Raw genomic sequence first — 12,122 nt, forward strand, 5'->3', positions numbered from 1 at the left:
ACTCTCATGTTAATATTTTATATCGTTGCTTTAAAAGCTTGGATACAAAAGAATTGAATTATGGTTTATCGTTTCAGGCATAACACTGATTTAGTTGTCTAGGTTCTTTACGTCACAGTTATTAATTTTAACATATTCTTCTGTGTTTGTCAACACCTTTTTTTATTTTCTTTTGAAGTGCTGACTTACTAGGTTTTTTGGTGTTTTCCGTGACTGCTCAAGTATAATACCATGAAACCGGCATTCATTTCAAACATTGATATTCGCTGTTATGGCTCATATTTAGAGATTATATTGATAAAATTTATACATTCTCTTATAAGCTGCATAATTCTCTTGTTTTTAATAAATTTTGCTATTGTTTTGGCCTCATAGTTGGGAATAAAATCACATCTCTTATAGAGGGAGAATCAGTCAACAGCATAACCATGCGGTCTATACCTATGCCTAACCCGCCTGTAGGAGGCATACCGTGTTCAAGTGCAACTATATAATCTTCATCAAAAACATGAGCCTCTTCATCGCCTGCCTCGCGCTCTTTTAGCTGTTGCAAAAATCTCTCTCTTTGGTCTATCGGATCATTGAGCTCGGAAAAAGCGTTACACATCTCTCTCCTTGTAATAAATGCCTCAAATCTGTAAGTAAGATCTGGATTATCTTCTTTTTTCTTTGCAAGAGGTGATATTTCTAAAGGGTAATCATATATAAAGGTGGGCTGAACCAAATTTTGTTCAACCTTTTCCTCGAATACAAGGTTAAGTATCTTTCCTCTTGTATCGCTGTCTTTTACCTCTTCTATGTTCAGTTTTTTTGCAATTTTTCTTGCTTCCTCATCTGATGTTATGCTATCAAAGTCTATGCCAGTAAATTGCTTGACAGCTTCAACCATGGTCATTCTTTTCCACGGAGGTGTCAAGTCAATCTCTTCACCTTGATAGGTTATTTTCATTGTTCCTAAGACTTTTTGACTAATATGTGCAAAAAGTGTTTCCATAAGTTCCATCATATCTTTATAGTCGGCATATGCCTGATATAATTCAAGCATTGTAAATTCAGGGTTATGTTTAACAGAAATCCCCTCATTTCTAAAATCCTTACCGAGTTCATAGACTTTCTCAAAACCGCCGACTATAAGTCTTTTTAAATATAGTTCTGTAGCTATACGTAAGTACAATTGCATGTCTAATGCATTATGATATGTTACAAAAGGCCGGGCAGCAGCGCCTCCGGCTATCGGTGACAAGATCGGAGTTTCAACCTCTACAAAACCTCTCTCATCTAGAAATTCTCTAATTGCTGATATGATCTTGCTTCTAGTAAGGAATGTCTGCTTTACTTCAGGATTCACTATCAGATCAAGATACCTCTGCCTATATCTTGTATCAGTGTCTTTTAAGCCGTGCCATTTTTCAGGTAGTGGCCTTAATGACTTTGCAAGCATTTTTAAATTTGTAGCGGAGATAGATATTTCTCCTCTTTGAGATTTGAAAACTCGGCCTTCTACCCCGATTATATCTCCTATATCCAGAAGTTTATACAATTTAAATGTTTCGTCAGATACATTGTCTTTTTTGATATAAACCTGTATTTTCCCGGAGTCGTCCTGGATATCAAAAAAAGCCGCTTTGCCATGACCCCTTATCGCCATGATTCTACCGGCTAAAATTACATCCTCATTTTCAAATTCATCAAAATTATCTTTGATTTGCTGGCAAGTATTCGAGCGGGGGTATCTTTCGCCATATGGATTTATGCCCATACCTTTAAGTTCCTGAAGTTTTTGCAGTCTAACTTTTTGGATTTCATTTTCGCTAAGATAGTCCATTAAAAAACCTCCACTATTTATTTCGTGATGTCAATAATCTCATATCTAACCTTTCCGACAGGTGCTAAAGCTTCTACTATAGAACCCTTTTTTTTGCCTATTAGGGCACTTCCCACCGGTGATTCATTTGATATTTTATTTTCAAGCGGATTCGCCTCTGCTGAGCCTACAATTGTATATTCAAAAATGTCTCCGGTATCCAAATCTTTAAGTTTAACTTTGGAGCCTACGCTTACAACATCAGTAGTTATATCTAGTTCGTCTATAAGCTTTGCATTCCGTAATTTTTCTTCAAGAAGGGCAATCCTTGCTTCTATAAACGCTTGCTCGTTTTTTGCTTCATCGTATTCAGAGTTTTCGCTGATATCGCCAAAGTCGATGGCCTGCTTTATTCTTTCAGCGATTTCTCTGCGCTTAACTGATTTTAAGTATTCTAGTTCTTCTTCCATTTTTTTTAAGCCTTCCTGGGTAAGGACAACTTCTTTTTTTGACATACGATTTTCTCCCCTCGTGATTTTGAAAAAATTGACTTTGGTTTATCAGCATACTGTGCTTCCAGGCCAATCGCACTAAGCTATTGTTTATAACAAAAATGGAGCTTATGTTAATAATCCTCTTCAATATGTATTATTTATGAAGAGGTATAACAAAGCCCAAATATTGAAATAATTATAGCCTTTTCATAGCACTTACAGCTTCTAAAATATTATAATTCAGCATGGTATTAATGTCAAGGAGCTTTTTATGCTTATTTTCTAAAAATTCCCATCGGTTTCTGAAAATGTTAGATATGGTATATATCTAAAAATTAGACTATAATAATAAGTGGTTAATTTTTAAAGTCAACAAAAGAAACGGGGGCATTGTTTTGTTCGGTCTAGTGCTTGAAGGCGGTGGTGCTAAAGGTGCTTACCAAATAGGCGCATGGAAGGCTCTCAGGGAGCTGAATATTGATATAGGCGGCGTGGCCGGCACATCGGTAGGTGCTTTAAACGGTGCCATGATACTACAAGGCGACTTCGAAAAGGCTTGGAATATATGGTACGATATTTCTTTTGATAAAATAATAAATAATATTGATGAAAAAGAGATAGAGGCAATCAGAAACAAAGAGGTGCGTCCGGAGAATTTAATTTTTGCAGTAAAAAAATTGCGAGAGCTTTTCTCAGAGCGAGGTCTTGATATTACACCTCTTCGCAAACTTATATCAGAAAACGTATCGGAGGACAAAATTCGAAGTTCAGGAAAAGATTTTGGTATAGTAACGGTTGAACTTACTGACCTAAAACCGGTTGAGATTTATATAGAAGATATCCCTTATGGAAAACTAGCTGACTATTTACTGGCCAGTGCCAATCTTCCTATATTTAAAATGGAAAAAATTGATGGTAAATTATTCATCGATGGTGGTGTTTTCGATAATCTCCCTGTCGGTCTGCTCGCTGCAAAGGGGTATAAGGATATTATAGTAATTAGATTACATGGTTTAGGGCGTGTGCGCGGAGTAAATAGGAAGAAATTAAATCTAATTGTAATTGAACCTTCTGAAGATTTAGGTGGCATCCTTGACTTTTCAGCAGAAAGAGCAAGAGTAAATCTTCAATTAGGTTATTATGATACTTTAAAAGTGGTAAATAAGTATTCCGGCACACACTATTATATCAAAGAATCATATCCGGAAGATTATTATGCGCGTTTTTTCTTTAACATGAACCCAAGGACAGTTTCGCAGCTTGCTGAGATTATAGGGCTTAATGAAAAAATCCCTTGCTACCGGCTGCTTTTTGAAAAAGTCATTCCGCGTATAGCTGACATTTTAGATCTGGGTCCTAAAGCCACTTATAAGGATATAATTATTGATATCTTAGAAAGAGCAGCTCGCACTGCTGAAATCGAGAAATTTAGAATATACGAATTTGAGGAGTTTTTGCAAACAGTACTATCACGGCATCAGAAAAGTTCTCAAGGGATATCAAATAAAATCCCCCGCATATTGCGAAAGTCTGATCTTGTACTAAAAACCGTAAAAGACCAATTATTGCCGGAGATAGTGGATGTTTTTATTGAAGAGCTTAAATTACAATTAAAAAATAATGCGTAAAAAATAAAGGAAGGCCCGCCTAAGCCTTCCATCTTTTTACAATAATTTTATGCCATTATAAGAGCTAAAATAGCCTTTTGCACGTGAAGCCTGTTTTCGGCTTCGTCGAATATCACGGAATGGTCTCCCTCCATCACATCTTCGGTTATTTCTTCGCCTCGATGTGCAGGTAGGCAGTGCATAACGATAGCATTCTTGTCTGCCGCAGAAAGTACTTCTTGGTTTATTTGATAGCCTGCAAAAACTTTTTTCCTGTATTCAGTTTCTTCTTCCTGGCCCATGCTTGTCCACACATCAGTGTAAAGGATATCAGCACCGTCAGCCGCTTCAAATACATCTTCTGTCAGTGTAATTTTTGAACCGTTCATCATTGCATCAATACTTGCTTTTTCAACTACTTCTTTATCCGGTAAAAACTCTTTCGGAGAAGCTACAGCTATGTCCATTCCCACTTTTGCACATCCATAAAGTAAAGAATTTGCCATATTATTTTTTCCGTCTCCGATAAATGCCAGTTTTAATCCGCTAAGTTTTTTCTTCTTTTCTTTAATAGTAAATAAGTCTGCCAGCACTTGGCATGGGTGCTCATAGTCGGTTAAACCATTTACAATGGGTATATCAGCGTATTTTGCAAGGAGTTTAACATCTTCATGGCTGTATGCCCTTATCATTATACAGTCTAAATACCTTGACAGCACTCGGGCTGTATCTTGGATGGTCTCTCCCCTGCCAAGTTGGATATCCCTATTGCTCAAAAACAGTGCATGTCCGCCTAGCTGCCACATTGCAACTTCAAAAGATACTCTTGTCCTGGTAGAAGACTTTTCAAAAATCATGCCTAGGGTTTTGCCCTTTAGCGGCTGATAATCCGCTCCCAATTTATGCATTGTTTTAAGCGTTTCACATTTAGTAAGTATTTCGTCTATTTCAAGGTTGCTAAGATCATATAAACTTAACAGATCTTTTCCCTTTAACAAGCTAACTTCTGTATTCAACCATGGATTTATGCTCATAAGATCAGCCTCTTTCGTTCTTTTTCATAATTATACATTAAAATGTATTATTATGCAATACCTTTTTATATAAAAACTAAATTTTTTTTGCTAAAGTGCGTCAAATATATTATTATTTAAGCAGAATAGCTTTAAAAAAGGAGGTATAAGATGATTTTCGATGTAGCTATAATAGGTGCCGGACCAGCCGGTCTTTCAGCAGGGCTTTATGCGGCAAGAGCTAAGCTTTCCACAATCATTATTGAAAAAATGTATCCAGGCGGCCAAGCTGCAATGACTTACCGTATAGAAAATTATCCTGGGTTTTCCGATGGCATAGGCGGTGCCGAGCTTGCTGAGGCCATGAAATCGCAGGCTGAAAGATTTGGCGCCAAAATTTTAAATAACGGTGCTGTAAAAATAGTAAAGGAGGATAATATATTTAATATTATCCTTGATGATGATAACGTAGAAGCAAAAACCGTTATTTTAGCTGCCGGAGCATCAGCGAAAAAGTTGGGCGTAAAGGGTGAAATTGAGTTTACCGGCAGGGGTGTTTCATATTGTGCAACTTGTGACGGGGCTTTTTATGCAAATAAGACAGTTGCGGTTGTCGGCGGAGGAGATACCGCCATTGAAGAAGCGCTGTTTTTAACTCGGTTTGCAAGCAAAGTCTATGTTATACATCGCAGAAATCAATTAAGAGCTACAAAAATCCTTCAAGAGCGTGCATTTCAAAACAGTAAAATTTCCTTTATTTGGGATTCGGTAGTGGATGAAATTCGCGGCAAGGATACAGTAAATGAATTAGTGGTCAAGAACGTAAAAACGGGAGAATTAGAGTCTATTTCTGTAGACGGAATATTTGTCGCAATAGGTCAGACTCCCTTGACAGATTTTGTAAAAGATATCATCTCTCTTGACAATCAAGGCTATATTATAACAAACGAACACATGATGACAAATGTGCCGGGGATTTTTGCAGCAGGCGATATTCGCCAAAAGCCTTTGCGTCAAGTTATAACCGCAGCCTCCGATGGAGCGGTAGCTGCGGTAGAAGCAGGAAGGTTTATTGAAAGCATGCAATAGTTGATTTATAAGTCATAAAAGCGGCCTGCATAACTCTAACAGGTCGCTTTTAGTTCGCATTTTAATCTTGGTATCTGTTTTCAGTTACCGCAAATTATCTCGCACAATTCCTTTTGAAGGATTGGCTTTCCATTCTTTCTAACTCTCATATTGTCTCCGGAAATCTCGTCAATTACGGCAATTTCACCGTCTACTACCCCGAATTCAAATTTGACATCCACTAACTCCAGATCATAATTGCTACATTCTTCTTCAACTAATTTTGTAATCTTTTTTGTAAGGTTTGTAGCTTGGCTTATTTCATCCTTTGTCATTAATTTTAGCTGAATGAGTGTTTCCTCGTTTATAAGCGGATCCCCTCTTTCATCATCCTTTAATGTTATCTCCACAAGATAATCTAGAGGCTGGTCTTCTTTTACATATCTGCCATATCTTCTTACAAAACTCCCTGCTGCTTTTAAACGGCACACAAATTCCATACCGTCGCCAAACGTTTTTGCACACCTTACCAGCATCGTGTTTTCATCAAGATTCGCATCGATATAATGGGTGCGGATACCTGCTTTTTTCAAAAGCTCAAAAAAATGCTTGGATAGGCGAAGAGAGGCATTGCCCTTGCCTTCTATTTTTCCTATAACAGTATTGGCTCCAGGATCTACCACATCGTCTGTTCCAGTTACATCATCGCGAAACTTTAGGAGGATATTCCCATTGCCTGCGTCGAAAACTGTTTTCGTTTTCCCTTCTTTAATTTTTTCCACCCTAAAAACCTCCGTTAATTTAAAATTTGAACGAGTAATCTGATACAGATATTTTACCATATACTTTCAATAAAATACATACAAATCACGAAAAATATTTAAAAATATATTAAGATCATTCGTGTTTTATCCTAAGATTTGCTAGAAGTTACCATATAGACTCCAATGAATACAAGAATACCGCCGATAAGTGTATAAATATTCCATCCTTCTTTTAGAAGTAAAATGCCAATTATCACGGCTATCATCGGATTTATATAGTTAAACACTGCGGTTTTTGAAGCTCCGACAATTTTTATCCCTTTGTACCACATATAATAGGAATATACGGAACAAAATACCGCAAGATATATTATCGCAGCCCAAGTAGTATAAGAAGCCGACTTTACGGAGCTAATGAAGGAGGGGGTAAATACTATCGGCAGTACCGTTATCGCTGCATATATATTTATATATGCCATTACAACAAATGGATCATATTTGTCAACTAAGTTTTTTCCTAAAACTGTAAAAAGAGCCCAGATCAATGAATTTGAAAGCAGTAATAAGTCGCCTAAAATAGTACTTCTACTAATAGACATCCCCCTGCCTGCGGTAAATACAAAAAATATGCCTAAGAACGCTATTATTGTACCCAAAATATCTAAGGGAGATATTTTTTCTTGATGAAAAATCATCGATGCCAAAAGAACTGTAAAAATCGGACTTGTCGCAATTAAAATTGAGGCGTTTACTGTCGTAGTCATATTAAGGCCGAAATACTGGATGAAAAAATACAGGGTTACTCCTAAAAATCCTAATATCCACAACCATTTTCTATCTTCTTTTTCTATAATGTAATCTTTATGAAAAGTTTTTACCATAAATAAAAATATGGCTGAAGCAACCATAAACCTTAATACTGCAAGATGTACCGGAGATAAGTCGCGCAGGCCAATCTTAGATATAGCCCAGGAAGTGCCCCAAAAAAAAGCTACGCTGAGAAGATTTAAATATATATGGGTTTTAGAACTAGTCATTGTATGCACCCTCGGAGTATAAGTTATTTTGAAATATCATATCATATTTTTAAAAAGTTTGCTCTTTTTCTTTAAATTTTATGCGGTTGCATTTATTGTATTTACATTGATATAATAGATGCTGTAAGCAAATTGCGCCCATCGGGAAAAACGAAGCTCGTAAATTAGTTTTGATGACTTTTGTATTTACAGGTATAAACGAGATAAAAATTTTAACAATACTCACATCTATTGTAGAAAGGGGTTGAAGAAATGGCAAAACTTGCAGATCTTTTTTCGCCGCGCGATATGACCGTAGGAGAGCCATGGAAGAGAATTTTGGAGTTTTCGATTCCTATGCTGATAGGAAACATTGCTCAGCAGCTTTATAATACTGTAGATTCAATAGTTATAGGAAGGTATGTAGGCGATAATGCCCTAGCTGCTGTAGGCAGCGCTATGCCGATTTACAATTTTTTGCTTGTGTTTTTTGTAGCAGTATCTACCGGAGCCGGTATAATGGTTTCTCAATATTTTGGCGCCAAGGATAGGGAAAAGCTTTCCCGTTCTATTGGTGTATGTTTGACGCTGACAGCGGTAACAGCCACAATGATCATGATAATAGGCCCTATTGTTGTGCGTCCGATGCTTTCATTTATCAACACTCCGCCTTCCATATTGGATTGGTGTGCAGACTATCTTTTAATACTGCTTGTTGGCAATTGGGGGTTTTCATACTTTAATATACTCTCCGGAATTTTGCGGGGACTTGGAGATTCGTTATCAGCTTTGGTGTTTTTGCTAATTTCCACTGTCCTTAATATTTTCTTGGATATCTATTTTGTTGCAGGACTTAATATGGGAGTGCCCGGTGTAGCCCTTGCTACTGTAATTGCACAGGTCATTTCGGCAATTTTATGTGCAATCAAGCTCAAAAATATGCATGAGGTTTTTGATCTTAATCTTGAAGTAATGAAGCCTCAAAAAGAATACGTAGCGCAGCTTCTAAGGCTGGGTTTACCCTCAGGGCTGACACAAGTTATCTTTTCTCTTGCAATGGTAACAGTTCAGTCTCTCACAAACATTTTCGGAGAAATGGTCATAGCTTGCAATGTAATTGTGATGCGCGTAGACGGATTTGCTATGATGCCCAATTTTACTTTTGGAATTGCAATGACTACTTTTACCGGTCAAAATGTAGGGGCAAAAAAACTCGAAAGAGTTGAAGAAGGTACTCGACAGGGACTTGCAATTGCCGTAGGAGTATCAATTGTTATTACTATAACTATTTTAACCTTTGGCAGATACCTGATGGAGATTTTTACTAATACAGCAGAATTGGTAGATTTAAGTATGCATATGATGCGAATTTTGGCAGTCGGTTATGTCGCAATGGCTGTGACCCAAGTTCTTTCCGGCGTAATGAGAGGGGCCGGGGATACCATGACTCCTATGTGGATTTCGCTTATCACTACTATTTTTCTTCGTGTACCTGTGGCTTATGGTATAGCATACCTTACCAGAAGTCCGGAGTATCCCAATGGTAGGCCTGAATCCATATTCATTTCTCTTTTAGTTGCTTGGGTATCAGGTGCTATAATTACCTTTATTTTTTACAGGAAGGGTAATTGGAAGGAAAAAGCCCTTATAAACGAATTATGATAAACTTTTTAAAAGGCTGTTTACATGGTTTTTATAGCAGTTTGCTTATTTTCCTCTTTGCCTGTAAACATACAAGTAGTTCTGTCTAAGATTCCTTGAGCATGGGCAAAGGCCATTCCATAGTTTGTAATCGGGATGCCTTGCTCTGTTGCTCTTATTATTCTTGTTATCATCTGTTTTCGATTGAGCATGCAGGCGCCACAGTGAAGTATTAGAGAATATGGTGTAAGGTCCTCTGGAAAATCTTGGCCAATCTTTATCTCTATATCTAGTTTGCCGCCGGCTTTTGATTCAAGAAGTGCAGGCAGTTTTTGTCTGCCTATATCATTTTTTAGAGGATGATGGGTGCATGCCTCCTCAATTAAAACTTTGTCGCCGGGCTTTAGCTCATCAATAGCTTTAGCACCCATTGCCATAACTCCTACTTCACCCTTATATCTAGACATAATAATAGAAAATGAAGTAAGCGGAACATCTTCAGGAACTATTTTGCTTACTATGTTGAAAACCTGCGAATCTGTTATCACTAAATCAGGCTTTCTTTTAAGTGATGCAAGCAATTCTCTAAGTTCTGTTTCCTTTACGGCAAGCGCCATACAATTATTATCTAATATGTCTCTTATTGTTTGTACCTGCGGAAGAATCAGTCTGTTTTTAGGTGCTTGAATGTCTTGAGGCATAACTAATATTACAATGGATTTTGGAGTTAATATATCGCCCAGCAATGTGGAAAGTTCAAAGTCAAAAGGAGCATTTTCTTGAATCATTTCTTTTAATTTACCTATATTTATTCTTTTATCAGCGCTTACCTTTATGAAAGGGAAATCAAAATTTTTTTCAAGCTCTGTAATATCGATATCTCGTTCATCGATTTTATTTACTACACCAACAATGGGGACATTCCTCTTTATAAGTTCATTGCACCACTTTTTTTCCAGGTCAAAATCCGAATATTCCGCAGAAAATACCATAAGAGCTATATCTGTTTTATCCATAACCTGTAATGTTTTCTTTATTCTAAGCTCGCCTAAACTTCCTGTATCATCTAACCCTGCAGTATCAATGAATACCACGGGTCCTATCGGCAAAAGCTCCATTGCCTTATAAACAGGGTCTGTAGTTGTCCCTGGAAAATCTGAAACCAATGCCGTTTCCTGACCTGTTATAGCATTTATCAGGCTCGATTTACCGGCATTTCTCCTGCCAAAAAGACCTATATGCAATCTGTTGCCTCTTGGTGTATCATTCATAAAAATCACTGCCCTTCAAGAAATTTTATAGAATCTCCCCGGTCTTGTGCAACCTGTTTGCCCAAACTTAAAATTAATTCTTCCATCCTCAACCTTTCTTGCTTAATACTGTTTTCGTTTCCTAAATTTTTCGGATATATTTCATAAAGTCTGCGATATTTGTAGGGTTCAACTTTCAGCATCACAACATTTGCTCCGGAGTCAAACGCCTTCTTGCCATCTTCTGTATTTAGTGTCCAAAGAGCTGTTGTTGCCGGCAAATGCACTTTTTTCAAAATAAGTCTCGTTATAGCTACAGCTTTTATTGTCATTTCATTGCTTCCAGCCTCTGCGCTTTTAAGCTCGGTATGGGGATGGGGAATAAAAGGCCCTATACCGGCCATGTCTACATCTAATCTATTTAAAAACAGGATATCTTCTGCAATATCTCCTAAAGTCTGTCCTGGCAATCCAACCATAAATCCGTCTCCCACTTGATATCCTAATTCTTTTAAATTATTTAGGCACCTTATTCTGTTTTCAAGATTTGAATGGGTATGAAGTTTATTATATAAGTTTTCATTTATAGTTTCATGCTTTAGCAAGAACCTGTCGGCACCATCTTTTCTCCATTGTTTGTAGTCTTCATAATCCCTTTCTCCGATACTAAGTGTTATTGCAATATCACCAATTGACTTTATTCCTTTAATTATTTCAGAGATTTTTTCTCGCGTATACCATAAATCTTCTCCTGATTGAAGCACTAATGTTCGATAACCTGCATCATAAGCTTCCTTTGCGGTTTCTACTATTTCTTTAGGTTCCATTCTATAGCGCTTTAACTTTTTATTTGCGGCATTAAGACCGCAGTATGCACAGCTGCACCTACAATAATTTGAAAATTCTATTATGCCCCTTATGTGAATAATATTATCATAGTACTTTTTAGTAATTGCTTGAGCTGCCGAAAAAAGATATGAATTATAAGGTTCATAAGTACAAAGCAATGCTTCTACTTCCTCTTTAGTCGGAGTATATCCCTGGCAAATGTCATCTATAAGATTATATATATTCATTAATTGTCCCCTCTGAGCAAAAGACCTTCGGCTTAAGCCGAAGGTCTTTATATGTTCTGCATTTCACAATTTAGGATAAACAAATTTATTCTTTGTGAAATATTTAATATGGTCCTTCGCCTTTTTGCTCAGAAATTCCTTGCAGTCAGGCCCTTTTAGACTTTTTTGTTATCTTCTGCATCAGTTAATCTCTAACGCATAAGATTTACAGTTTTATTATACATATCAAATAAACATGTTGTCAATGAGCAAGCTTTGAGAAAAATAAAAAAGAAGGACTCTGTCCTTCTTGTGTAGTTACAAATAAGTTTGCTCACGGAGTGACAAAGTTTGCTCGTGATGAAATGTAGTTGTTGCAAGGCTTCTCGCTGTTTCTTCCCTTGTAGTGA

10 protein-coding genes are annotated in these 12,122 nt (G+C 37.0%); 3 read left to right on the plus strand and 7 right to left on the minus strand.

The features are described 5' to 3' along the window. Positions 1-355: 355 nt before the first annotated feature. Positions 356-1,825 (minus strand): lysine--tRNA ligase, encoded by a 1,470-nt coding sequence (gene lysS, locus BUE08_RS02300; protein ID WP_286680258.1) that lies wholly within the window; start codon positions 1,823-1,825, stop codon positions 356-358. Between the two features lie 17 nt (positions 1,826-1,842). Further along, positions 1,843-2,319: a transcription elongation factor GreA gene (greA, locus tag BUE08_RS02305; RefSeq protein WP_059031710.1), complete on the minus strand. Its 477-nt coding sequence runs from the start codon at positions 2,317-2,319 to the stop codon at positions 1,843-1,845. Positions 2,320-2,693: 374 nt separating this feature from the next. On the opposite strand from greA, the gene BUE08_RS02310 reads away from it, so the two are divergent. After that, the gene (locus tag BUE08_RS02310) at positions 2,694-3,926 is read left to right on the plus strand and encodes a patatin-like phospholipase family protein (RefSeq protein WP_286680259.1); all 1,233 of its coding nucleotides are present in this window, start codon (positions 2,694-2,696) and stop codon (positions 3,924-3,926) included. Between the two features lie 47 nt (positions 3,927-3,973). Here BUE08_RS02310 and argF read toward each other — a convergent pair whose 3' ends face one another. Next, positions 3,974-4,939, minus strand: a complete 966-nt coding sequence (gene argF / locus BUE08_RS02315; RefSeq protein WP_286680260.1) for an ornithine carbamoyltransferase — start codon at positions 4,937-4,939, stop codon at positions 3,974-3,976. Positions 4,940-5,092: 153 nt separating this feature from the next. Here argF and trxB point away from each other — a divergent pair, with 153 nt between their 5' ends. Next, on the plus strand, positions 5,093-6,007 hold the full coding sequence (gene trxB, locus BUE08_RS02320) for a thioredoxin-disulfide reductase (RefSeq protein ID WP_353682073.1): 915 nt from the start codon (positions 5,093-5,095) through the stop codon (positions 6,005-6,007). Between the two features lie 80 nt (positions 6,008-6,087). On the opposite strand, the gene BUE08_RS02325 is transcribed toward trxB, so the two are convergent. Further along, positions 6,088-6,768, minus strand: a complete 681-nt coding sequence (locus BUE08_RS02325) for a phosphoribosylaminoimidazolesuccinocarboxamide synthase (RefSeq protein ID WP_059031713.1) — start codon at positions 6,766-6,768, stop codon at positions 6,088-6,090. A 131-nt stretch (positions 6,769-6,899) separates the two neighbouring features. After that, on the minus strand, positions 6,900-7,787 hold the full coding sequence (locus tag BUE08_RS02330; RefSeq protein WP_286680262.1) for a DMT family transporter: 888 nt from the start codon (positions 7,785-7,787) through the stop codon (positions 6,900-6,902). Between the two features lie 252 nt (positions 7,788-8,039). On the opposite strand from BUE08_RS02330, the gene BUE08_RS02335 reads away from it, so the two are divergent. Further along, on the plus strand, positions 8,040-9,428 hold the full coding sequence (locus BUE08_RS02335; protein WP_059031715.1) for an MATE family efflux transporter: 1,389 nt from the start codon (positions 8,040-8,042) through the stop codon (positions 9,426-9,428). A 20-nt stretch (positions 9,429-9,448) separates the two neighbouring features. Here the strand turns inward: BUE08_RS02335 and hydF are convergent, their stop codons facing one another. Both hydF and hydE read right to left on the minus strand, forming a co-directional pair. Continuing rightward, the gene (hydF, locus tag BUE08_RS02340) at positions 9,449-10,678 is read right to left on the minus strand and encodes a [FeFe] hydrogenase H-cluster maturation GTPase HydF (RefSeq protein ID WP_286680263.1); all 1,230 of its coding nucleotides are present in this window, start codon (positions 10,676-10,678) and stop codon (positions 9,449-9,451) included. 5 nt (positions 10,679-10,683) lie between these two features. Next, on the minus strand, positions 10,684-11,733 hold the full coding sequence (gene hydE, locus BUE08_RS02345; protein WP_286680264.1) for a [FeFe] hydrogenase H-cluster radical SAM maturase HydE: 1,050 nt from the start codon (positions 11,731-11,733) through the stop codon (positions 10,684-10,686). Positions 11,734-12,122: the final 389 nt, after the last annotated feature.

Origin of the sequence: Tepidanaerobacter sp. EBM-49 (assembly GCF_001896645.1) — a bacterium.
Taxonomy (GTDB): Bacteria; Bacillota; Thermosediminibacteria; order Thermosediminibacterales; family Tepidanaerobacteraceae; genus Tepidanaerobacter; species Tepidanaerobacter syntrophicus.